A 22,684-nucleotide genomic window follows, 5' to 3' on the forward strand; every position below is an offset into this window, starting at 1 on the left:
GCGCATCGGCAGCTAATTGACGATATGCGAGCTCATATAGTCGATAAAGCGCCTCGTGGCGATAGGCATGGTGTCCCAGCTGCGCCAGGCCGCCACCACGTCCCGCGAAGGAGCGTGCACGATGGGACGCACCCGAATATCGGCCTGCATGCCCTCGACCGTACGACGGTAGAGCATGCTCACGCCCAGGCCCTCCTCCACCATCGCCATAATGGTGTAGTCGTCGGTAACCTCACTTGTCACGTGCGGCGACAGCCCGTGCGTCGCGAATGCATCAAGCACCAGGCTCTGCTCGCCCTCATCCAGCAGCACAAACGGTTCGGACGCCAGGTCGGCAAGCGTCACCTTTTCCTTTGCCGTCAGCGGATGGGCGGACGGCAACAGCGCCACCAACTCGTCGTGATAGACCACGCGCTTCTCGAGCCCTGTGGTAAATCCACGCGCCGTAAAGCAAAAGTCAACCACGCCATCGTGCACCCACTGGGCGTTGCGCGTGTAATCGCCCTGCTTGAGGGTAAAGCGCACGCCCGGATGCAGGGCGCCAAAGTCGCGGATCACGCGCGGCAACACGGTACGACTCACGTTGGTAAACGTCGCGATGCGAATGTCAGTCGACGAAAGCCCCAGCAACTCCTGACGCTTGCCCTCGAGCTCGGCCTCAGCCGTTACGATCTGGCGCAGATACGGCAGATACTGTTTGCCGTCGCGCGTAAGCGAGACGCCCTGCTTGCCGCGCTCGATAAGCGTGGTGCCCAGCTCGCGCTCGAGCGCCTTGACGGCTTGGCTCACCGCGCTTTGCGTATAGCCCAGCTCGTCGGCCGCGCCCTTAAGACTGCCGCAATCGACCACCATACATACAATCTGATATCGCGATGCCATCGTGCCTCCACATCGATGTAGCCGTAAAACGTTTTGCCAGGACCTTTTCTGCTTACATTAGTATTTCTTAATCATACTGAAGATACATTCGCTTTACTACATCCATATCTGGGCGCAGAATCCTTTTTGCGAAACCGTTTTGTAACAAAAGGAATCCCATGGATCGCAAAAAAGCAATCGCGCTCTCATTTTCCGTTCCCGTCGCATGGGGCTTTTCGTACCCCCTCATGAAGATCGGCATGGATAGCATGAACGCCACGAGTATCGTTGCGCTGCGCTGCATCATCGCCTTTGCAGCGTGCCTGCTGCTCTTCCACAAGCACGCGCTGCGCATCAACCGCGACGTGATGATTCGTTCCGCCATCATCGGCGCCATCATGGCAACCGAGCTCACCTGCATGTGCCTGGGCTCCAGCCTCACCTCGGCCTCCACCGCCGGCTTTTTGCAGAGCCTGACGGTCGTGATCGCACCGTTTGCCAACGCGGCCCTGCTGCGTCGCGCCCCCGAGCGCAAGGTGCTCATCGGCACCGCCATCGTCACCTGCGGCATGCTTTTGCTCTCGGGCGCCGACTTTACCAGCCTGAATCCCGGCGCGATCATCATGCTGCTCTCGGCCTTTATCTATGCCGGCCACATTATCGTAGCCAAGCGCTTTGTCGAGGAAGTCGATCCGCTGGCTCTGGGCGTTTGGCAGCTGGGCTTCGGCGGCCTGTTCTCGGGCATCGCCGCATGCACCTTTGGCGGCTTTACGCTTCCCAGCACACCGAACGAGATCGTCGTTATCGTTGCGCTCGCACTCATCTGCTCTGCCTACGGCTTTATCACCCAGACACTCGTGCAGCCCCACGTACCTGCCGAGACCACCGGCTTCGCCTTCTCGCTCGAGCCGGTCTGCTCCGCCGTCTTCTCGTTCTTCCTGGTCGGCGAGGTCCTGAGCCCCATCGCCTTCTTTGGCGCCGCCCTCATCCTCACCGGCGTCATGGTGGCAACCGTCGAGCTTCCGCGCCTTCGCGCACACGGACACGCTCGTATGGCAGGAGTGCCCGAGCACGTCTCGTAGGCCCCACTCCTCATACAGCCGCGGCATAAAGGCAACCGGTGCTCCTTTACAATAGATGCCAACAGAGCATCTGCCATAAAGGAGCCCCATGGACACCGCAACCCGCGACCGCAACATAGCAACTTGGTTGGACGATGCGCCGCAACCGGTACGTGACACTACGAACCAGCTGCTCGAGCGCATCGCCCTTCTGCGTGCCGAGCAGACCATCTACCCGGCACAAGACGACATCCTCAATGCCCTCGCCTACACGCCGGCCGACCAGGTCAAGGCTGTCATCTTGGGCCAAGACCCCTATCACGGACCCAACCAGGCCATGGGTCTGTCGTTCTCGGTACCTGCGACGCAAACCAAGTTGCCGCCGAGCCTGCGCAACATCTACAAGGAGCTCAACGCCGATCTGGGCTGCCCCATTCCCGCCACGGGAGATCTAACCCCCTGGGCACAACAGGGCGTCCTACTTCTCAACACGACGCTCACCGTGCGCGAGCATGCCGCGAACTCGCACGCCAAGCTGGGCTGGAGCACGCTCACCGACTATGTTATCGAACGCTGCTGTCAGCTGCCCCAGCCGGTTGTCTTTTTGGCATGGGGCCGCTTTGCCCAGCAGATGGTCGAGGGCAAGCTCGCCGCGACCGGCGCGGGCAAGGAAAGCGGCAAGTTCTGCCTGGCCTCTACGCACCCCTCGCCGCTTTCGGCCAACCGTGCCACGGCAGAACTTGCCGCTTTTATGGGGTCGCATCCCTTCTCCGCTGCCAATCGGTTACTCGAACAGCACGGCTCGACCCCTGTCAACTGGACTTGCCTCTGCTAAAAATCGATACATCAAAAACGCGCCCGACAGCTTTCCATCGGGCGCGTTTCCTATTCGGGCCAAATAAATTGCGTGCGGCCGGCCTCGCCGCCATCGATCAGCAGGCTCTGCCCGGTCATAAACCGGTTGGTCACGCCCACAAAGTAGATCCACTCGGCGATCTCTTGGGCGGTGGCCCAGCGCTTAAGCGGCGTGAGTTCCATAATCTGGCTCCACAGGTGTTCGTCTTCCATCACGCAACGGTTGAGCGGCGTAATAACGCCACCCGGGTCCACACTGTTGGCGATAGCCTGCGGCGCCAGGCGGTTTGCAAGGTTCTTGGTGTAGGCGATAACGCCGCCCTTGCTGGCGGCATAGTCGGGAAACTCCGATCCCGTATGCCCGCTTGCCGACCCCACATTGACCACGGAATTGATAGCCGGTGTCGGCTTGGCGGCAAGCCCCTCCCCCACAAAGGCATAGCGCTCGGTCACGTTGATGGTGCCACGCAGGTTGGCGGCAATATCGTCGGCCGAATCCTGCACACCGGCAACGTTCACGATTACCTGTGGCTCAAGGTCGCCTGGAAACGAGTTAGGCTCGCGGACATCAACGATCAGATGGCGGTATCGCTCGTGTTCGATCGCCGCCGATAGCAGATCAAAGCCCACGACCTCGTGGCCCTCGTCCAAAAAGCGCTGCACGCACGCGGCTCCGATACCGCCCGAAGTGCCCGTGATCAAAACCCGCATACTTGCTCCTTAGGCGGTTGCGTGGCGCTCGAGGTACTCGGCGCCCACATTCTCACGCTCCCAGCCACGCACGACCTTGTAGCCCACGGGGCTCAGGAAGACCTCGCACAGCAGCTCGGCGACAGCGCCGGTCAGCGAGCACATAAGAACCTGCACCCAGGTCCAACCAAAGAACGTGTGGCTCACCACAATGGCAAAAACCAGGTTGTCGATAAACTGGCCAACACCCGTGGACACATAGGAGCGGAAGGCAAAGCTCGCAAAGTTATTCTTTTTGAGCATACGGCCGAGCGACTGGTTGAGCGTGGAGTTAACCACGGCAGAGACGAGCATTGCCAGCGAAGAGCCAAGCACCACGTACCAGGTGCCGCCGATGGTGGCGTTAAGGGCGGTGTTGACCTCGATCATACCCGTGTCGTAGTAGGCGCCCCACATGCCGGGCGTGAGCGAGCATGCCCAAAAGCACAGGCTCACGGCCAGATTGACCAGCAGCGCGAGGATAGAGATTTTGATGGATGCCTTGGCGCCAAAGCGCTTGCAAATCATGTCCTGGCACAAAAACGAAACCCAGCTCACCACAAAGCCGCAATCGAGTGCCAGATACGGCAGGCTGATAAGCTCTTTGTTGGCCAGCAGGTTCATCATGATGACGCTCACGAAAAACAGCGAAACCGTTGCCGCGGGAATGCTCCGCAACAGGACCTTGTAGTCCTCCATGACCTTCTTGATCATTATGTACTCCTTTGGTTTTAGGTTTAACGAGCAGGATATCGGACCCGAACTGCTCGGACGCCCCGGTCTTGAGACGACGGTGGGTATGATAGCCGCTCACACGGCATCAGGCAAGCAAACGGCGCGGCAGCCCCGCCAGGCTGCCGCGCCGGCACACTAAAACGCTACGTTGCCAAACTCCGACAGGATAAGGTCGGGATTGTGGTCGGTTGCCCAGTCCACGTTCCACGGGCTCGTGAACAGCAACAGCTTACCGCCGCGCATGTCCTCGACGCGCAGCGTGTCGCGCGTGAGCGAAAGGCCCGGGATGTCGATGGTGTCGGGGTCGTTCTGAATCCAGCGGATGTCCGTATAGGGCAGCGGCTGGCGACGAACCTCAACACGGTATTCGGCCTTGAGGCGGCGCTCGAGCACCTCAAACTGCAGTACGCCGACCACGCCCACGATGACGCTCTCCATACCGGCGCCCAGCTCGCGGAAGATCTGGATGGCACCCTCCTGGGCAAGCTCCTCCATGCCCTTTACGAACTGCTTGCGCTTGAGCGTGTCGACCTGCGTGATACGGGCGAACATCTCGGGGGCAAACGTCGGGATCTGCGGATACTGCACGTGGCGCTTGCCGGAGCACACGGTGTCGCCGATGCTAAAGATGCCCGGGTCGAACAGGCCCACGATATCGCCCGCATAGGCCTCGTCCACGATGGCGCGGTCGTCGGCCATCATCGAGGTGCCCGTCGCCAGCTTGAGCTTGCGGTTGCCCTGCATATGGAAGGCGTCCATGCCGCGCTCGAACTTGCCCGAACAAATGCGCACAAAGGCGATGCGGTCGCGGTGGTTCTTGTCCATGTTGGCCTGGATCTTAAACACGAAGCCGCTAAAGTCGTTCTCGGCGGGCGCGACCGGCTCGCTGGTGAGCGTATCGGTATAGGCACGCGGCGTCGGGGCCAGACGCAGGAACTCTTTAAGGAAGGGCTCCACGCCAAAGTTGGTGAGCGCCGAGCCAAAGAACGCCGGGCTCAGCTTGCCGCAGGCCACGGCATCCAAGTCGAGCTCGTCGCCGGCGCCATCGAGCAGCTCGATGTCGTCCATCAGGTTCTTGTGGTTCTCTTCGCCAATAAGCTCATCCATGGCCGGATCGCCCAGCTCGGCCTCGACCTCGGCGACCTTCTTGGTGGCGTTGGCGTGGCCGTCGCCTTCAAAGGCAATGACGCGACGGGTCTGACGATCGAACACGCCGCGGAAGTTGCGCCCGCTGCCGATCGGCCAGTTCATGGGATACGTATTGATCCCCAGAACATTCTCGATCTCTTCCATGAGCTCAAAGGGATCGCGAGCCTCGTGGTCGAGCTTGTTCACAAAGGTAAAGATGGGAATATGGCGCAGCGTACAGACCTTAAAGAGCTTTTTGGTCTGGGCCTCGACGCCCTTAGCGCCGTCGATGACCATGACTGCGGCGTCGGCGGCCATAAGGGTACGGTAGGTATCCTCCGAGAAGTCCTGGTGGCCGGGGGTATCGAGAATGTTGACGCAGGCGCCGTTATAGGTGAACTGCAGTACCGAGGAAGTAACGGAGATACCGCGCTCCTTCTCGATGTCCATCCAGTCCGAGACGGCATGCTTGGCCGAGCTCTTGCCCTTAACCGAGCCGGCAGTCTGGATGCTGCCGGTATAGAGCAGCAGCTTCTCGGTAAGCGTGGTCTTACCGGCGTCCGGGTGGCTGATGATCGCGAATGTGCGGCGCGACGAGATTTCATCCGACAGGCTTGCCATGCGGATCCTTTCTTGCATTGAGTGCATTACATCGATGTAACCGCACCATTGTAGCCGCGAAATCCCGCCATAGAGCACCTGTCAGGACAAATTCATCAGCCATGCTCGCTGTGTAGTGGGCAGCCGCCTTACGGACTGTCTCGATCTGTAACAGAAAGACGGGTTTTGAGGCTCCACCTGTTACAGATTGAGACAAACGGACAGGCCCGCCAACACAATCTCAATCTGTAACATTTAGCCGCCCAAATCGGGTCTAACTGTTACAAATCGAGATAAACGGAAAGGCAGGCAGCCAATGTCTCGTTCTGTAACATCTAGCCGCGCAAATCGACTCTTACTGTTACAGCTTGAGACAAATAGGCAGGCGGACAAATAACAACTCAATCTGTAACAGCAAACGACCCAAAACGAACCTAGGTGTTACAGATTGAGATTGTTTTGGAATAAGCGCGACACCGGCAGGCTATTCCACATTTAGCTCTTGTAGAACTGTACATAGTGTATATATACTGTGCTTACCGGTTATATACACGTGTAGCCCAACAGCTAAGGAGCCGCTGTGGACATCATCCTATCCAATTCGAGCGACAAGCCCATCTACGAGCAGATATCCTCGCAGGTCAAAGCCCAAATCCTTTCGGGCACACTCGCTGCGGGAGCCAAACTCCCCAGCATCCGCGCACTCGCGAGCGACCTGGGCGTGAGTGTCATCACGACCAAGCGCGCCTACGCCGACCTGGAGCAACTCGGGTTTATCTGCACCGTGCAGGGCAAGGGCTGCTTTGTCGCCGAGGGCAACCGGGAACTCTTGCGCGAAAACCAGCTCTGCCATATCGAAGAGTTGCTTGCGCAGGCCGCTACGCAGGCCGAAACCTTGGGCGTCACGCGCGACAAATTGCACGAGATGCTCGACCTTGTAGCCCCCGAAACCATGCAGTAGCCATCTGCAAGAAAGGCTATACCATGCAAAACTTACTAGAACTCAAAGGCGTCTCACGCCGCGTAAGCGACCGCTTTTCCCTACGCGATGTCACACTCACCGTGGAGCCCGGCCAGATCGTCGGCTTTGTGGGCGCAAACGGCGCCGGCAAAACAACGACCATTCGCGCCGCGCTCGGGCTCATAAAGCTCGATGCCGGCGAGGTGCACCTGTTTGGGCAGCGCTGCGACGCCGACGCGCCCGATGAGACGCAGTGTTGTCTGCGCGCTCGTGTCGGCCTCGTGCTGGACACATGCCCCTTCCCTTCCACACTTAAGGTGTCCAAAGTTGAAGCACTCGTAAGTCCAGCGTACCCCACCTGGAGCCATGGCACCTTTGCCGACCTCATCAGCCGATTTGGCCTTGACCCCAAAGCCAAGGTCAAAGACCTCTCCCGCGGCATGGGCATGAAGCTGCAGCTCGCCTGTGCGCTCAGCCACAATGCCAAGCTGCTCGTTTTGGACGAAGCCACCGCGGGCCTCGATCCCATGGCGCGTGAGGAACTACTCGATGAGCTGCTCGCCTTTGTTTCCGACGGCCAGCGCAGCGTACTGCTCTCGAGCCACATTACGTCCGACCTCGATCGCGCCGCCGATCGCGTCATCTGCATCGATAAAGGCTCGATTGTATTTGACCTGCCACGCGAGGACATTACCGACCGCGCCGGCATCGCCCACTGCACGCAAGCACAGGCCGCAGAGCTCATGGCTTGCGTCGAAGGCGCCCGTGCCGCCCGCCACGCCTATAGCGTGGACGTGCTCGTGCCCAACCGTCGCGAAACGCTCGAGGCCTTCCCCGAGATTCCCTGCGATCGGGCAACCATTGATAACTATCTTCGCCTCATGCTGAAAGGGGCTTCGAAATGAAACGCGCCTTTATGTCCGAGCTCGCCATCGTTCGCACGCTCGTCCCGAGCATCGCGGGCGTCGGCCTATTCATATTCGTCGTGCTGACCCTCGCCAACGCATCGGATGTTGATTCCGGCATGAGTGCCGGCGCCTGCGCGGTCAGCGCCATGTCGCCCATCATGGTCATGAGCTCGCTGGCCGGCTTCGACAATCAAAACGGATGGGAGCGCTATCGGGCAACGCTGCCCATCTCGCGCAAAGACATCATCTGCGCACGTTACCTGTGTATCGTTTCTTTCTCGGCCATCATGGCATGTGCGGCTGCACTGTTGAACATCGTCACCATCCCACTGTTCAATAATGCAGGCATCCCCCCGACGGGACAGGCCGTCTTTGAGATTACAATTGCCTCGGCAGCCTCGATGCTCATCTCCCTCATGATGGTGTTTTTGGCGCAACCGTTGTTCTTTCGATTTGGACACATGGAGGCGCTGCGCCTGTCCGTTGGTCTGTTTGCCTTGCTCGGATGCCTTGCCATAGCCACGCTGAGCTCCTCCAACCCCATCAGCAACTGGCTCATGTCGATTGCCGGGGCAAATCCCGATCCCGCCGTCCTCGGCTGCCTGTGCGCAGGAATTGCCGTCCTGGCCCTCGTGCTCTTTGCACTGAGCTGCGCCATCAGCACCAAGGTCTATCGAGCGCGCGACCTGTAGGCAGGCGCGGTATCATCGGGCATGCGCCGTAGGTCTGGCGCGGTCTTTTTGGGAGGCGCTCAACCCGTGTCGTGGGTTACAGCAGCATTTTGGAAATAACGACCCGTCAGGGGCACAAGCTCAAGTTGAACACCCTCACACCGGGCTTGAGATGTTTGTATTGACCGTGCACCGCCGCGCTACTTGCGCAGCGGCTTGGGCAGCGGAATGCCAGCAGCGATAACGGCGGCGATGATCATGCAGACGATGCCCTTGAGCGGGAAGCACATGAGCAGCAAGCCCACGACCATAACGGGCTGGCGCATGACGGCACCCATCGTCGAGGCGGTACAGACGGCGACGCAAAAGACCGGATCGGCGCCGGTGAGAATGGCAAGGCCATAGCCCAGGCTCACACCCGAGAAGATAACCGGGAAGAAGTGGCCGCCACGCCAACCAAGGTTGATGAGGGCGGGCGTCAGCATGGCCTTGACCAGACCGGTCAAAATAAGCACGCCGGCGGGAATGGTCAGGTAGGTTTCCATGAGCACGTCGGCCTGGGTCTCACCGGCAAACATGGTGTAGGGCAAGACCGTTCCGCAGATGGCGAGCGCCAGACCGGCTAGCATGGCCTTGACGACAGGACGCTCCCCTATGGCATGGGACAGCGTCTCGCTCGCGTGCTCAGAGACAAAGTACAGCCAGCCGCAGATTGTTCCGATCAGCGACAGAGGAATGAGCCAGGTAAGCTCCAGGTTGCCCACCACGGCGGCCTCGAACCTGGGCATACCCATGCCGCCGCCCACAAGCTGGCCAAGCAGCAGGTAGATGCCCAGGCCGCCGGCAATCGCAATGCCGTAGACCACGGTCTTTTGCGCCTTGGGCAGCCTGATGGTGATCTCGTCGGACGCGGACTCATCGTCATTAGCGCCCTGGCCGTCGGCGCTACCGGCAAGCGGCGCCACAAAGCCAAAGACGGGCGCGGTAAAGAGCGCCGTCAGGGCAGCCTGGGTACCCAGCAGCGTGAGCTCCCTAAACTCGGCGCCAAAGCGGCGCATGCGGTCACCGACCCAGCTGCACAGGCCCGCGATGACGCCGGTCAGGCCGGCTTCCGGTCCAATACTTCCGCCAAACAGTAACGGTAGCAATGCCGCGAGCGAAAGCTTGCCCAGATTGTCGTACGGGTAGCGTCCATCTTGCTTGACCTTGGCCATCACCTGGTTGAGGTCGTCGGTCTTGGTGCCCGTAAGCTTTTCGTACAGACCGATCAGCAGGCCGCCCAGCAAGCAGACGAAAAACGGGTAGGGCAAAAAACCGAACGGACCACTCGCGAGCTCGGGCGAAGCGACGCCCAGCGCGTGCGGAATCTCGGTCCATAGATAGTCGATGCCGTGCTCCATCGCAAAGAAGAACAGCCAGACCGCGGCGCCCGCAAACGCACCGGTCACAGCCACGCTCACTAAAAACAGCGCACGGTTTTTGGGTCTTGCAAGGTTATCCATCGGGGCCTCCCGTTGGTCAAAAGCGACAAAGATAACTTTTATTGTAAGACGGGCGCAGCGCGGGCGGGCCAACCATCTGCGCTGCGAACGGCGCCGTTGGGCGCCGCACGCGCGCTAAGCCTAAGACTTAACTGCCGATAATCGATGCAATCTCGTGCATGTCATCGGCAAAGTAGATGCCTTGCTGGCGCTGCGGACTCGACAATCCCTTTTCGATCATGTGCCCGAGCAGGGCTTTGAGGTCGTTGTAGTACCCATCCAGGTTGTACAAAATGCACGGCGCGCTCAGATGTCCCAGCGACACGGCAGACATGACCTCGGCAATTTCCTCGAGCGTGCCCGTACCGCCCGGAAAGGCGATGAATGCATCGCCGAGCCCGATCATCTTGGCCTTGCGCTCGGCCATGTCGCTCGTCACGATAAGGTCGTCGATACCATCGTGCTGATACTCCGCCTCGATAAAAAAGCTTGGCTCCACGCCGGTCACGTGTCCGCCGGCATCGAGCACGCTATCGGCAAGCGCGCCCATCAGGCCCGACTTGGACCCGCCGTACACAAGCGCGTGTCCGTTGGCGCCGATCCAGTTGCCCAGCTCCTGCACCGCGGGCAGAAACGCCGGATCATTGCCGGCGCTGGCACCCAGGTACACGGTGATATTCATATTCAGTCCCCCTCATTGTGACGCGCGGCGCCCGCTCTAGCGTTGGCGGCGCCGATATTCGCGCACGCGGCGCGACAGGTCAGCGAGCTCGTCACGATCGAGTTCTTCCAAATGCTCAAGATCGTCCATAAAGCGCGCCATGGTGTCCTTTTGGCGCAGTTTAATGAGCGTATTGCAGTAGTTCACCGCCACGCCCGTGAGCATGGCGATGTAGAAGATGCTAATAACGCTCAAGACGACGGTAATAGCGCGGACAACCGGTGTTTCGGCCGGAATATCGCCAAAGCCGATCGTCGATACGGTCTCAAAGCTAAACCAGAGGCCATCGCCAAACGTAAGGGTCGTGGGCTCGGACAGCCAGACAGCCGTCGAGCACAGCAGATAGAAGATAAGAAACAGGCCCGTGATGCGCGCAAAGCCAGCTTGGCGCAACACGTCGGCAAGCGTCCTCAGTCTTTTCATCGCAGCCCCTTCCGCAAATAGCAATCGCATTTGGTCGGTATTGTCCCACGCCTTCCCCGCAAACGGAACCAGTCATCGGGGACGCTTCTGGACGACGGGTTATGAAGGACCGCCCCCGTGGCAAAACGAGATACGTTTCAATCTGCGACAAATAGGACATCCCCACAGGCCTCACGGCCCGAACGAGTATCTTGATATAGGCATCCCGCCCACCACCGTGCCCGCAGCACGCAAAAAGAAAGGGAGTCCACAATGTTTAGGCCTCTTCGCAGAAAAAAGCGCGCCATCACCGATAAACAGGCGCGAGAGCTGCTCGCCGATTGCAAGCGCGGCGTTTTTGCCGTCAACGGCGACGATGGTTATCCCTATGCCATTCCCGTCAACTACTTCTTTGACACCGAACACGACAAAATTTACTTTCATGGTGCCAAGGCAGGACACAAGGTCGACGCACTCAAACGAAACGACAAAGTCTGCTTTACCGTCTATGGCAATGTTTGGTTCGAGGATGACGACTGGGCACCCTATGTTCAGAGCACCGTGGTTTTTGGCCGTTGTCGCCTCGTGAACGATAACCCGGCATTTGTCGAAGATAAAATCCGCCAGCTCGCCCTCAAATACTACCCTTCCGCCGAGGAGGCCGAAGAGGAAATCAAACAAAGCATAAGGGGCGTCCAGCAATATGAAATTACGGTTGAGCACCTTTGCGGCAAGCAGATTCAAGAAAAGTAGCAAACGCGGAAAACGTGCTCGCAGCCCTCTGTGCTCTAATGCGCCCACGCACGCTGACGGCGTGGGCGCAGACCGCGGCGGCCGAATCGCTTGCCCCCTATGCCCCAAAAACATAACGGTTCAGGCGGTCGCACGCCTCCCTTACGCGCGAAAGCGGCAGCGCCAGATTCACGCGAATGTGGCAAGACCCGTGGAACGGACGGCCGTCCTGATAGCCCACGCCCACACGCGCGCCCTCGTCGAGCAGCCACTGAATATCGCGCCCATGCACGCGGCACCACTCCGTGCAGTCCAGGAATACCATGTACGTGCCCTGCGGGCGCGAATAGGACACGCCCTCAAAATGCTCGTCCACGTAATCGCAGAAGTAGTCAATGTTGCCCTCGATAACCTCGTTGAGCTCATCGAGCCACTCGTAGCCCTGCGGCTGGTAGGCACCGATAAGCGCGTGCATCGAAAGGACATTCATCTCGTTGTAGTGGGTCTTATTGGACACGGCGCACACGCGGTCGCGCAGCGTCTCGTTATAGATGATGTGGTAGCTTCCGACCAGACCCGCCAGGTTAAACGTCTTGCTCGGCGCATAGAGGGCGACCGTGCGCATGCGGGCATCCTCGCTCACCGACTGCGTCGGGATATGCTTGTGGCCGGGCAAGATAATGTCGGACCAGATCTCGTCCGAGATCACCACGCAATCGTGCTGGCGATAGATGTCCATGGCGCGCTCAATCTCATCGTGCTCCCATACGCGGCCGCAGGGGTTATGTGGCGAGCAGAACACCGCGGCATGGACGTGGTTTTGGGTGAGTTTGCGTTCCATGTCCTCAAAGTCCATGCGCCACACGCCCCGGTCGTCGAGCTTAAGCGGGCTGTGGACAATGCGATAGCCCGCGGCTTCGATGGACTTGGTAAAGCCGATGTAGGTAGGGCTGTGGACCAGCACCGCATCGCCCGGCTGGACATACGCCCGCAGGGTCGACACGACACCGCCCAGCACGCCGTTCTCGTAGCCGATATGCTCCGGGAGCAGGCCCTCGACGCCATTACGGCGGCTCTGCCATTCGATGATGCGGTCGAAGTACTCGTCGCGCGGATCGAAATAGCCAAACATGGGATGCTGGGCGCGCTGAATGATGTGCTCCTGGACCGTGGGCACCGTGGCAAAGTTCATGTCCGCCACCCACATGGGGATGCGGTCGAAGCCCTCGTCGGGCGCGTTCGGAGCCATGCCAGGGATCTCGCCCCAGGAGTCAACGGCGATGGCGTCCATGCCGTGGCGGTCGATAAGAGAAGTAAAGTCGTATTTCATGCTGAGCTCCCGTGCAAAGCGGATTGTTTTGGTAGGCGTTATTGTCCACCAGCGTGGGCGATTTTGGCACGGGGTTTGGCGTTGAATTTGGCGAGCGCCATCGAATGGCTGGCTAGCCCCGCGCGTCGTTGACGGCGGTTACCGTCAACTTGGATCCGTCAACCGTAAACGATATGTCGAGCCCAGCGTAAGCCAAGTGGTAAATGCGGTTTGGCTCGTGCTTGCTACCCGCGCGGCGCGGATCTTGGCGAAGAACCTCAACCAACCCGGGGAGCTTTGTGGACGGGACCATCTCCTGCAGCGCTTGCGGGAAGTCAACGTCGAGCTCTTGCCACGGCGCATCCTCAATCCAGCCGCCGGTCGCATCCGGGTGGCAATCCGCAAACGGAATGTAGGGCTTAATGTCGTAGATGGGCGTGCCGTCGCGCAGATCGGCCCCTAGCACATGAATGATGGGGCCATCGTCGGTAAGCTCGACATGATCGAGTTTGACGCAGGTGAGACCGATGGGATTGGGGCGGAACGGACTACGCGTGGCAAATACGCCCACGCGCTCGGCTCCACCCAGGCGCGGCGGGCGCACGGTTTTCGACCATTTTGCGTTGGTGCCGGACCTGTCCTGCGCCTTGGCATCGGCGGCGATGTCTTCGGCCGTGCCGCCGGGTGTTCCGTTTTCAAAGCGCCAGAGCAGCCACAGGTGAGAGAAGGAGTCCAGACCCTCAGCTGCCGCGCTAGAGGCAAATTCCGGCTCAAAGACGATGCGTCCCTGCAGATGGGGCGCCAAAAAGCTGTTGCGCGGGATGCCGAACTTCTGCGGCAGGTCGGTATGTATGTGTGCAATAGGTTCCATGCCGGTCATTGTACGGCATGGAGGTGTGGAGCGTTGTGCGCAATTCTTTGTCGCGGTCCCCCGTCGTGCAACCAACGGTTGCTTGGAAGGGCGCCTGCCGCCGCGTATGCTTAAGCCATCAACCAGCAGAAAGGAGCCATTATGGCCTTTGCAGAAAAGCTCATTGCTGTCCGTCGCGCCCATCACCTTACCCAAGAGCAGCTCGCCGCCAAGCTCTACGTCACGCGCCAAGCTGTGAGTCGCTGGGAGCGTGGCGAAGTCATCCCAGGCATCGACATGATGAAGCTCATTGCCGCCGTGACCGGAGAGCCACTGTTCCACCTGCTCGAAATGCCCGAGCACTATTGCCAGAGCTGCGGCATGGTGCTCACACCCGATGACTGCGGCACCGATGCCGTGGGCGCCAGGACCGATCATTACTGCAAGTGGTGCTACGACCATGGTAAGTACACCTACGACACCACGATGGAGGCGATGATAGAGGATTGTGCCCCGCGGCTGGCACATAACACCGGCATGTCGCTCGACGAAGCCGTCTCGCTCATGGGCGCCGTGCTGCCGCAACTGGAGCGCTGGCGCTCCGTGCACGAAAACGAGGAGCGCTACGGTGCCGAGGCGCGGGCGCGCTATGGCGACGAAGCGATCGACGCCGCAAACGAAGCACTGCTGGATATGGATCCCGAGACATGGAACGACATGAAGGAACTTGAACGCGCTATTCTGGGCCAGCTCTCGATTGCCATGGGCGACGGCGATCCAAAGAGTAACGAAGCCCGCAAGCTTGTCGCAATGCACCGCCGATGGATTGGCCTTAACTGGGGACACGAGCCCCAGGACGAAGCATACCTGGGCCTCGCCAATGGTTATCTTGCCGACCAGCGCTTTGTTGACTACTACGACAAGCCCTGCGGCACCGGAGCCACGGCGTTTCTGGTACAGGCCATCGAGTCGTCGTTGACGCGTGCATAGACCGCGACGACTTTGGGTATTTCAATCGAAACCTCAACCGATTGGAGACCTATGACTACCGATCATGAGCTCGCGCTGTACGTTATGACCGGCTGCCCGTATTGCATAAAGGTCAAGCGCTTTTTGGCCGATAACGGCGTGACCATTCCCGAACGCGATATCTCGACCGACCCCGATGCCGAGCAGACGCTCATCGCCGTCGGCGGAAAGCGCCAGGTTCCCTGCCTGTTCATCGACGGCAAACCACTCTACGAGTCGAGCGACATCATCGCGTGGGCACAGAAGAACCTGCTCTAGTACGCGCATTGCAACCGACCACCCCAACCCATACGGCCAAACACGTACGCTAGCATCCAAAGTCGACATTTTTTCGACATCTTTGGATGCTGGCGTACATTTTTTTGCAACATAGTCATCGGGGACGTTCTTAAATGACTACCTAATGACTAGTTATCATATTTATAGAACATATGTTTGCGATCTATGCTATACTCACTTCAAGGCATGAGATGAGTCGAGAGTTCCTGCGGAGGTCCCCAATGACACGCTGGAGCGAGCTCGGTAAGTAAGATCGGTGGTTATCGCACTCGTCCATCTCAGACAGGCCGCGCTCCTGTTCGTCGTCGCCAGCAAAGAACGACACTCACAACCAAACGTTCCCGTTATCCGTGAGTCACACAGGAGTGCATCGTTATGGCAAAACAATTATCAGCCCAAAATCTCATCGAGCCCGCGCCATCAGACGAAGGATACGTCTGTGCGTCTGCCAGAGACGTCCTCGAACACGCTCGTTCCCACGTTGAACGTGCCACCAACTCGACGATGGTCGAGGCATATGAGGACAATACGGGCTCTTCTATCAGACATTCCTAATTCTCGACACACCGTGTCATGAATTGAGTTGGTCTCGCCATCGAAAACTGATGAAGACGAGTTCACCGACGCCCTAGAACCACACGCAGGACATCAACGAAAAAGGCAGTCGGTCACTTTATTATGAGCAATACGAGGGGAATTAGACATGGGATACCAGGAATCACTGATTCGAGTAAACAGCTTGGCAGAAATCGCCGGTATAGAGAAGGCCATTGCCGAATCCGAAGAACTCCAAACCTTAGAATATCTCATATGCGTTTGCGGGGCCAAAGCCAAGGGCGACCTTTACTGCGACAACACCTTCATGGGTTCTCGCCCCCTTAGCGACATCAAACCCAACGAGGAACCGATTATAAGGGCTGGGGATCTATTTGCCGTCGTCGCAGGCGCAAGGCTGTACCAACCTTTTCTCTGGATCGACTGCATCGCAGGAATCTCCGATCCAGGATACGAGGAGCTCATGGAGGACTTTCCGCTCGATATCCCACGGCAAGAGGCAATCATCCATCCAGAAGAGGCAAAAAAGGCAGAAATATTCATGAGAAGGAGCCTGAACCAAAGCTATAGCCGTGTCATGCGAGGCGAACACCCCATCCAGCTTCCTGAAGAATTCATCAACCCACCTGTTCTCAATCCTGAATCCCCAATGGCATGCTAGCCAAAACAGGCTGCTTAACCGTATTAACTGCTTGTATTTTTGTCTACAAAACTGTATACATAAAGAGAGGTCCTTATGGAGCTCATCGCAATCCACCCCCATGCCCTCAAACACGGGCTGACAGAGGCGGATATTATATGCGCCTGGAACTCCGCTTTCGCATGGTTTAGACGTGATCTTGAAAATGGAGGCATCGATTACGTTCTCGTTGGACTTGATGGAAGAAGTCGCCTCATGGAGCTCATCGCCCGATGTTGCCCCGACCGAGATGGTTACATCATTTACCACGCCCTTGTCCCTCCCACGCGCAAGGTGCTCAGGGAAATCGGAATCGATCGATAGGAGGCGCTATGGACGCTAAGCAGCTCGAAAAGATGATGGGGTTTGCTCCCGGTGAGCTAGAGAAAGTCGCAGCGGCATACGAAAAAGATGAGTGGCCGAAGGGCCACACCGTCAAGTTGGGAAGGCCGCCGATTTCCGATGAACCAAGCGTTGTTTTATCGGCACGTGTGGGCGAATCAGTTCTTGAAGCATTTGACGCTAAGGCAGAACGCCATGGGCAAACGCGCACGGAGCGACTCAGGGAACTCATTACACTCGATGCAATGATTGCCTAGTCCCCTGCCGAACCAAACATGCACGCCAGCATCCAAAGTCGACATTTTTCGACATCTTTGGATGCTGGCGTACAGCTTTTTGCATGAGCCCGGCACAGGTAGTCATTGGGGACGTTCTTAAATGACTAGTCGCTAAAGAACGTCGCAGGCGTCTAGTCGCTAAAGAACGTCGCAGGCGACTACATTTAGCCGCAAAAGCGGGCAGCGGGCGCAAGCGGCTGTTCACGAAAGACGCGCTCAACAGCGGCGCGGTATTCATCGATCTTTTTGGTCTTGCGTACGAGCTTGTGAACGGTCGCGGGATCGGCGAAGGCGCATTTGGCGTAGAACCACCACTCTTTCATGCGAAAGACCGCGTTGCCCCCAATCTCGTCCGTATAAGCCGAAAACAGCATGTCGTGGAAGCGTTGCAGCTCAGCGGCGGTGGCGGCAGGGCCGCCCTTAACCATGCTAGCCAGCGCGGGATTCGCAAGCAAGCCGCGCCCCAACATTACGTGGCGTGTTCCGGGATAGGCTTCCACCAGCGCATCCATGTCCTCAAGATCAAAGATGTCGCCGTTATAGGCCACGGGGAACGGCGCCCGCTCCAGCGTCTCGCCGTAAAACTCTTTGCGCGGCGAGCCCGTATAGCGGTCCTTTTGCACGCGCGGATGCACGATCAGCTCTGCCAGCGGCATGCGGCAATAGAGGTCGAGCACGCGCTCGTACTCGTCATCGTGCTCGAGCCCCAACCTGGTCTTAACCGACACCGGCAAGGGCGAGCGTTCGCACACGTCGCTCAAGAACACCTCGAGCTCATCCAGGTTGCGCAGAAAGCCCGAACCCTTGCCTTTGGCGACAACCGTACCCGAGGGGCAGCCAAGGTTGAGGTTGACCTCGCGGTAGCCCATATCGGCAAGCACCTGCGCCGCCCACACAAACTCGTCCGCATTCTTGGACATCAGCTGGGGCACCACGTTAAGTCCCTGGTTATTGGCAGGGTCGACCTCTTTAAACGCCTTGCCGCCAAAGCGGTTGCCCACCCGCGGCGGCGGCAAAAACGGCGTGTAATAACAATCGAGCGCGCCGAAGCACTCCGCATGCACGCGACGAAACACATGCCCGGTAATGCCCTCCATAGGGGCCAGCGATAAATACATCAACATCCACTCTCAGATCAATGTGACAAAGGGACTGTCCCTTTGTCACATAATACGCCCCTGTCATCGCACTTTTGCTGTATGAACGAGCGCCCATCGAGGGCGGGGGTTCTCTATACTGAGTCACATATAACGGTATCGCGCCAAAGGAGAACGCTATGACCACGTCGCAGATATCCCTGCTCGCGCTCATCTTGGTTGGGGGCAGCGGCATCCTGCTTATCGGAGTGAGCGCGCTCATGAAAGCCGCCGCTCGCAGGAAAGCCGAAGCCTGCACCGCTGCGACCAGGGGAACGGTCGTTGATCACCGTTTTACGGGCGAAGGCAGGATGTATCCCGTTTTGGAATACACCGTCGACGGCACGCAATACCGCGCGAAAAAACAATTCCGTGGCATAAAGATCAAAAGCTTGTCGGGACTCCCCATCCGCACGCAAGCCACCGCCTACGAAGACGCCAAGGGCTGGCTGCACGTGCAGACAGCCCCCATCGCCCGCCTAGGCACCCTCGCGGAGCAGCTTTGGCCCCTCGGTAGCCAAATGACCGTGTACTACAACCCCAGCAACCCAGACAAAAGCTATGTCGAACGCCCTATCGTAGGCAACTTTGCCACACTGATGTTCAACATCGCAGGTTTCTCGCTCATCGCGGTGGGCATCTTGCTCTATGTTCTTATCCAGCGCTAGCTTAGACTGTCGCACCCCGCACCCCCGCGTGCAGCAACGATCGCCACGACAACAAGGACCAGCCATGGCAACAATTTCCGAACAAGAACGCAAGCGTATCCAGCGATACTGCATCTATCCCAAGATTGCCGGTGCAGCGCTTGCCATGGCGTTCGTGCTGCCTTTTTTGATCATTCCCTTCGAAATGATCGACGATATCGTCTTCCATCACGAAGGCTTCCAAGAGACGGGCATGATGACCGCCTTGGCGCTCACTGCCATCGAACTCGTCATATTCTGCTACTGCGCGCTCGCGCCGCGCTTTGGCATGCGCGGCAAGCAGTGGAAGGAAATGCAGCACCGACTCGTCGTCGAGCAGACCGAGAAAGACCGCTCGGCACAAATCGCAGGCGTTATCGGTACGCAGGCTGCCGCGCGCCTGCTTAAGAACAGCGATAACGAGACCGCGCGCAACCTGGGCGGCGCGGCAGAAGTCGCCGCTGCCGTAGGCGCCGTCGCCACCGCAGCGGACGTACTTACCGAAAGCTATGCCAACGCAAAGGCCATGGCGGAGGCCTATAGCGTGCCTATCCCCCGTGCAAAAAAGTGGATCATCGCACTTGTGGCGCTGCCCCTCGCAATCGTGTGCGGTGCTTATATCCCGCAGCTGGCACAGGGAAACATCGAGATGCAGGAGAATGCCGCGGCCGCGGCCGAGCAGATCGCCATCGCCCGCAAGACGCTAGAGCCCGCATGCGAGTACGTGTCCGCCGATGACCCCTACGAGCGATATCAAGATTACGGCTATCATGTCCGCGGCTATCTGCACGAAGGCGACTCCGACGCCCAGAAGACCTATACGTATCTGGACTTTGACAACAAGGGGACGCTCAAGGAAGTGAGCTACGCGGCAGAGGTCGACCCCAGCGCGAGCCTCGAGGATAACCTTGCCCGCATCGAACGCGAGCTTGACGAGCTTTCCTCCGCTGTCCATACCATAGACGTCAAGACCGTGAGCCCCGAGCTCCTAGCACCGCAAAAGCTCCCCGAAGAGTTTAGGCAAGCTTTTTTGAACGGTTCGCTCTACGAGAGAATCTCTATCAGGACGAGCGACGACCCCATCAAAGCGTATTACTCGTTTGACACGGAGCCCGAGGATGAATTTGACGAGTACACCCATCCAAGCATCCGCATCACGTTGATGGGCAAAACGAGCTAGGCGCCCAATGTGACAAAGGGACTGTCCCTTTGTCACATTCCATGAAAAAGGGCACCGGCGTTAGCCGATGCCCTAAAGCTGCTACAGATTAACTCCTACAGCGTATGACTAAGACGAATCGAACTACTCGTCCCAAGAGAGGCTCTTACCAGTCTTCTTTGCCAGCAGCAAGAACAGACCGATGATGACGTTGCATGCAATACAGAAGATGAAAACGCCCTGGAAGGAGCCGACAAGCTCGTACACCTTCATCATGACGGGCATGCCAAAGGCGCCGACGATATAGCCCACGGAGCAGATGAGCGCGAAGATGCGACCAAAGTCACGGGAGCCAAAGACGTCCATCACCAAAACGGTCAGAGCGGTGCCGGCGATGACGTACATGACGTCGTTAACACCGGCAGCAAGAATGCTGAGCGTCGAGTTGCCGCTGCTCATCATGAGCATGACAAAGGAGAGAATCGAGACGGCGAGCCAGCTCAGAATGGCCTTGGTGCTGCCAAACTTATCGCAGGTGGTACCGACGATCGGATTGAGGAACAGGTCGAACAGCGATGCGGCGGAAACCATGAAACCACCCACCATGGGGCTAAAGCCGACCTCGGCGGCATAGGTGGGGAACAGCTGGTTCATGCAGCAAGTAAGCTGAACGAGGCAGAGGAAGCCGATGCAGAAGAAGAATGCAGGCGACTTAATAGCGCGTGCATAGCTGACGCCACGTGCACCATCCTCGGTCGTCTCCTCGGTCTCGGCGACCGTCTCGCCTTCGACATAGCCATATGGCAGCATGCCCTTGTCCTGGGGCTTATAGCGGATAATCAGGATGGAAGCGGGGAGAATGAGCACGGCGGAGACGCCAGCGAGCACCAGATAACCAGTCCTCCAGCCAGCAGCCTCAATGACAGAGGTGATGACGGGGCTCATGATGAGCATGTAAATCGAGTTCACTGCCCAAGCGAGACCAATTGCCAGGCCGCCAGATTTTTTGAACCACTGGTCAATAACATCGGACATGGCAACACCGGTAGTGAAGGCGAAGCAAACGCCAATCAAGGCGCCAGCTGCGATGAACATCCAGACTTCGGTGTAGAAAGCCATGCCTGCACCAGCGGCGAGCAGAATAAGCTCGACGACGGGGAGCCAAAACTTGCCAACAACCTTGGGGATGAGTTTTCCGACAAACGGAAGAGCCGCTGCAAGACCAATGAGCGTTGCAGTGAAGTAATACGAGAAGATGGAGTAGTCAAATCCGAACTCCTCGCACACGGGCGCGACGAAGGAGCCAGCGATTACGCTATAGGAACCGGTCGTACCGGCAGACATGAGGCCGAGCGCGATCACGAGAACCCATGCGTAAACCTTGCTGCTCTTTAACTTTGCATTTTCCATTGATACAGCTCCTAGAGACCCAGAAGGGCGCACATAACGGCCTTGATGGTGTGCTGACGGTTCTCTGCCTCACGGAAGATGACCGACGCGTTGGCCTCAAAGCACTCGTCCGCAATCTCAAAGCCCTCGGTGATGATTTCACGATGCAGGTCGTTCTCGCACTGGTCGAGCAACATCTTGCCAACGCGGTGATTTGCGTTGTGAACAGAGGGGAGCTCGTGCATGCAGAAGATGTCGGGGTTGTTGGTGCGCTTGCACAGCTCACTGGTGACGCGATAGGGGTACAGGGACTCGGCGTCGCCAAGCCAAGAGTTGTAGTCGTCGGGGTCCAGAACCTCATCGCCGCACTCGGGGTTGATGTAGCGCCACTCCTCGGTAACGATTACGTCGACACCGTCCAGAGCATCAAGGTCAGAGGTGATGGTGAAGGTCCTGTTGGGCGCGTACTTGGCGTAGCAGGCCTCGACCTCCTCGATCATTTCCTTGCACATCTGGTGACGGAGGTCGTCGGGGCCGATAGCGAGGAAGTCCATGTCGAGCATCGCGCACAGACGGCCATACCACACGGGGGCGCCGGCGCAGTTGCCAACGAAGGCCATCTTCTTGCCACGGCTCGTGCGCAGGCCACCCCACTGCTCCTCCATCGTGAGAGCGTCAGCGAGCATCTGGGTCGGGTGATCGCCGAGGGTGAGGGCATTGATGACTGGAATATCGACCAAGTCGGCGACATCATAGAGGAACTGCTCGTCCTTTTGTGCACGATAGACAATGAGATCATACATGCCGTTGAAGACGCGCATGGCATCCTCGATGGTCTCGCAATCACCCATGTGGGAGTTGGTCAGATAGGTGAAGCCCATGCCCAGGTCGTTGCAAGAGGTCTCAAAGGCGCAGCGAGTGCGGGTCGAGCCCCACTCAAAGTTGGCGAGAACGTTCTTGCCGGGGAAGTAGCGCTGGTCGACACCGGACTTTTTCTGGGCCTTGAGGTTCCAGGCAAGATCGATGAGGTAACGGAAATCCTCAGAGGAAAGATCGTGGATGTTGAGGTAGTCGCGACCGCGAAGGCTGTTGTTCATGCCTATTTCCTTTCAATTGTTTGATGGGTAAGTGTCGAATGTGCCCCCGAGGGA

General features: G+C 58.3%; 25 protein-coding genes. 13 read left to right on the top strand and 12 right to left on the bottom strand.

Annotation, left to right across the window (positions count from 1 at the left end):
- Positions 1 to 12: 12 nt before the first annotated feature.
- Positions 13 to 879 carry a LysR family transcriptional regulator gene (locus tag DXD48_RS00520; RefSeq protein ID WP_117563561.1) on the bottom strand — a complete coding sequence of 289 codons (867 nt, stop codon included), beginning with the start codon at positions 877 to 879 and terminating at the stop codon, positions 13 to 15.
- A 158-nt stretch (positions 880 to 1,037) separates the two neighbouring features.
- Between DXD48_RS00520 and DXD48_RS00525 the strand changes: the two genes are divergently transcribed.
- Both DXD48_RS00525 and DXD48_RS00530 read left to right on the top strand, forming a co-directional pair.
- Positions 1,038 to 1,940 carry a DMT family transporter gene (locus DXD48_RS00525; RefSeq protein WP_117563562.1) on the top strand — a complete coding sequence of 301 codons (903 nt, stop codon included), beginning with the start codon at positions 1,038 to 1,040 and terminating at the stop codon, positions 1,938 to 1,940.
- A gap of 88 nt (positions 1,941 to 2,028) precedes the next feature.
- Positions 2,029 to 2,754 carry a uracil-DNA glycosylase gene (locus tag DXD48_RS00530; RefSeq protein WP_117563563.1) on the top strand — a complete coding sequence of 242 codons (726 nt, stop codon included), beginning with the start codon at positions 2,029 to 2,031 and terminating at the stop codon, positions 2,752 to 2,754.
- A 50-nt stretch (positions 2,755 to 2,804) separates the two neighbouring features.
- Here the strand turns inward: DXD48_RS00530 and DXD48_RS00535 are convergent, their stop codons facing one another.
- From DXD48_RS00535 to DXD48_RS00545, 3 genes are all read right to left on the bottom strand, one after another.
- Positions 2,805 to 3,485, bottom strand: coding sequence for an SDR family NAD(P)-dependent oxidoreductase (locus DXD48_RS00535; protein WP_117563564.1), 681 nt, complete (start codon positions 3,483 to 3,485; stop codon positions 2,805 to 2,807).
- A gap of 9 nt (positions 3,486 to 3,494) precedes the next feature.
- A complete protein-coding gene (locus tag DXD48_RS00540) occupies positions 3,495 to 4,217 on the bottom strand; it encodes a VUT family protein (protein WP_226812554.1) in 723 nt (240 codons plus the stop codon).
- A 156-nt stretch (positions 4,218 to 4,373) separates the two neighbouring features.
- Positions 4,374 to 5,987 (bottom strand): peptide chain release factor 3, encoded by a 1,614-nt coding sequence (locus DXD48_RS00545; protein WP_117563565.1) that lies wholly within the window; start codon positions 5,985 to 5,987, stop codon positions 4,374 to 4,376.
- Between the two features lie 559 nt (positions 5,988 to 6,546).
- Between DXD48_RS00545 and DXD48_RS00550 the strand changes: the two genes are divergently transcribed.
- The 3 genes from DXD48_RS00550 to DXD48_RS00560 are packed head-to-tail and all read left to right on the top strand — an operon-like array spanning position 6,547 to position 8,527.
- A complete protein-coding gene (locus DXD48_RS00550; protein WP_117563566.1) occupies positions 6,547 to 6,927 on the top strand; it encodes a GntR family transcriptional regulator in 381 nt (126 codons plus the stop codon).
- Positions 6,928 to 6,950: 23 nt separating this feature from the next.
- Positions 6,951 to 7,832 carry an ABC transporter ATP-binding protein gene (locus DXD48_RS00555; RefSeq protein WP_117563567.1) on the top strand — a complete coding sequence of 294 codons (882 nt, stop codon included), beginning with the start codon at positions 6,951 to 6,953 and terminating at the stop codon, positions 7,830 to 7,832.
- On the top strand, positions 7,829 to 8,527 hold the full coding sequence (locus tag DXD48_RS00560) for an ABC-2 transporter permease (protein WP_117563568.1): 699 nt from the start codon (positions 7,829 to 7,831) through the stop codon (positions 8,525 to 8,527). The genes DXD48_RS00555 and DXD48_RS00560 overlap by 4 nt, the downstream gene beginning before the upstream one ends.
- A gap of 179 nt (positions 8,528 to 8,706) precedes the next feature.
- Here DXD48_RS00560 and DXD48_RS00565 read toward each other — a convergent pair whose 3' ends face one another.
- The 3 genes from DXD48_RS00565 to DXD48_RS00575 all read right to left on the bottom strand — a co-directional run bounded on the left by DXD48_RS00565 (position 8,707) and on the right by DXD48_RS00575 (position 11,131).
- On the bottom strand, positions 8,707 to 10,008 hold the full coding sequence (locus DXD48_RS00565; protein WP_117563569.1) for a chloride channel protein: 1,302 nt from the start codon (positions 10,006 to 10,008) through the stop codon (positions 8,707 to 8,709).
- 127 nt (positions 10,009 to 10,135) lie between these two features.
- On the bottom strand, positions 10,136 to 10,669 hold the full coding sequence (locus tag DXD48_RS00570) for a TIGR00730 family Rossman fold protein (RefSeq protein ID WP_117563570.1): 534 nt from the start codon (positions 10,667 to 10,669) through the stop codon (positions 10,136 to 10,138).
- Positions 10,670 to 10,705: 36 nt separating this feature from the next.
- Positions 10,706 to 11,131, bottom strand: coding sequence for a potassium channel family protein (locus DXD48_RS00575; RefSeq protein WP_158548892.1), 426 nt, complete (start codon positions 11,129 to 11,131; stop codon positions 10,706 to 10,708).
- A gap of 252 nt (positions 11,132 to 11,383) precedes the next feature.
- Here DXD48_RS00575 and DXD48_RS00580 point away from each other — a divergent pair, with 252 nt between their 5' ends.
- Positions 11,384 to 11,863 (top strand): pyridoxamine 5'-phosphate oxidase family protein, encoded by a 480-nt coding sequence (locus tag DXD48_RS00580; RefSeq protein WP_117563572.1) that lies wholly within the window; start codon positions 11,384 to 11,386, stop codon positions 11,861 to 11,863.
- A 97-nt stretch (positions 11,864 to 11,960) separates the two neighbouring features.
- Here the strand turns inward: DXD48_RS00580 and DXD48_RS00585 are convergent, their stop codons facing one another.
- The gene (locus DXD48_RS00585) at positions 11,961 to 13,172 is read right to left on the bottom strand and encodes a MalY/PatB family protein (RefSeq protein WP_117563573.1); all 1,212 of its coding nucleotides are present in this window, start codon (positions 13,170 to 13,172) and stop codon (positions 11,961 to 11,963) included.
- 112 nt (positions 13,173 to 13,284) lie between these two features.
- The gene (tsaA, locus tag DXD48_RS00590; protein WP_233514949.1) at positions 13,285 to 14,022 is read right to left on the bottom strand and encodes a tRNA (N6-threonylcarbamoyladenosine(37)-N6)-methyltransferase TrmO; all 738 of its coding nucleotides are present in this window, start codon (positions 14,020 to 14,022) and stop codon (positions 13,285 to 13,287) included.
- A gap of 141 nt (positions 14,023 to 14,163) precedes the next feature.
- On the opposite strand from tsaA, the gene DXD48_RS10055 reads away from it, so the two are divergent.
- The 5 genes from DXD48_RS10055 to DXD48_RS00615 all read left to right on the top strand — a co-directional run bounded on the left by DXD48_RS10055 (position 14,164) and on the right by DXD48_RS00615 (position 17,142).
- Positions 14,164 to 14,991 (top strand): TipAS antibiotic-recognition domain-containing protein, encoded by an 828-nt coding sequence (locus DXD48_RS10055; RefSeq protein WP_158548893.1) that lies wholly within the window; start codon positions 14,164 to 14,166, stop codon positions 14,989 to 14,991.
- 51 nt (positions 14,992 to 15,042) lie between these two features.
- Positions 15,043 to 15,288 (top strand): glutaredoxin, encoded by a 246-nt coding sequence (locus DXD48_RS00600; RefSeq protein WP_117563575.1) that lies wholly within the window; start codon positions 15,043 to 15,045, stop codon positions 15,286 to 15,288.
- 724 nt (positions 15,289 to 16,012) lie between these two features.
- Positions 16,013 to 16,525: a hypothetical protein gene (locus tag DXD48_RS00605; RefSeq protein ID WP_117563576.1), complete on the top strand. Its 513-nt coding sequence runs from the start codon at positions 16,013 to 16,015 to the stop codon at positions 16,523 to 16,525.
- Between the two features lie 75 nt (positions 16,526 to 16,600).
- Positions 16,601 to 16,867: a hypothetical protein gene (locus tag DXD48_RS00610; protein ID WP_117563577.1), complete on the top strand. Its 267-nt coding sequence runs from the start codon at positions 16,601 to 16,603 to the stop codon at positions 16,865 to 16,867.
- Positions 16,868 to 16,875: 8 nt separating this feature from the next.
- Positions 16,876 to 17,142 (top strand): ribbon-helix-helix protein, CopG family, encoded by a 267-nt coding sequence (locus DXD48_RS00615; protein WP_117563578.1) that lies wholly within the window; start codon positions 16,876 to 16,878, stop codon positions 17,140 to 17,142.
- Between the two features lie 185 nt (positions 17,143 to 17,327).
- Here DXD48_RS00615 and DXD48_RS00620 read toward each other — a convergent pair whose 3' ends face one another.
- Positions 17,328 to 18,281: a tRNA-dihydrouridine synthase gene (locus DXD48_RS00620; RefSeq protein WP_117563741.1), complete on the bottom strand. Its 954-nt coding sequence runs from the start codon at positions 18,279 to 18,281 to the stop codon at positions 17,328 to 17,330.
- 158 nt (positions 18,282 to 18,439) lie between these two features.
- Here DXD48_RS00620 and DXD48_RS00625 point away from each other — a divergent pair, with 158 nt between their 5' ends.
- Together DXD48_RS00625 and DXD48_RS00630 are read left to right on the top strand one after the other, a co-directional pair.
- Positions 18,440 to 18,967, top strand: coding sequence for a DUF3592 domain-containing protein (locus DXD48_RS00625; protein WP_117563579.1), 528 nt, complete (start codon positions 18,440 to 18,442; stop codon positions 18,965 to 18,967).
- A 64-nt stretch (positions 18,968 to 19,031) separates the two neighbouring features.
- Positions 19,032 to 20,165: a hypothetical protein gene (locus DXD48_RS00630; RefSeq protein ID WP_117563580.1), complete on the top strand. Its 1,134-nt coding sequence runs from the start codon at positions 19,032 to 19,034 to the stop codon at positions 20,163 to 20,165.
- A gap of 123 nt (positions 20,166 to 20,288) precedes the next feature.
- Here the strand turns inward: DXD48_RS00630 and DXD48_RS00635 are convergent, their stop codons facing one another.
- A complete protein-coding gene (locus DXD48_RS00635; protein WP_117563581.1) occupies positions 20,289 to 21,554 on the bottom strand; it encodes an MFS transporter in 1,266 nt (421 codons plus the stop codon).
- A gap of 11 nt (positions 21,555 to 21,565) precedes the next feature.
- Complete coding sequence (locus DXD48_RS00640; RefSeq protein ID WP_117563582.1) at positions 21,566 to 22,630, bottom strand: ornithine carbamoyltransferase; 1,065 nt, start codon at positions 22,628 to 22,630, stop codon at positions 21,566 to 21,568.
- Positions 22,631 to 22,684 lie beyond the last annotated feature (54 nt).

It is taken from the genome of Collinsella sp. TM05-37 (assembly GCF_003436455.1).
Lineage (GTDB): Bacteria > Actinomycetota > Coriobacteriia > Coriobacteriales > Coriobacteriaceae > Collinsella.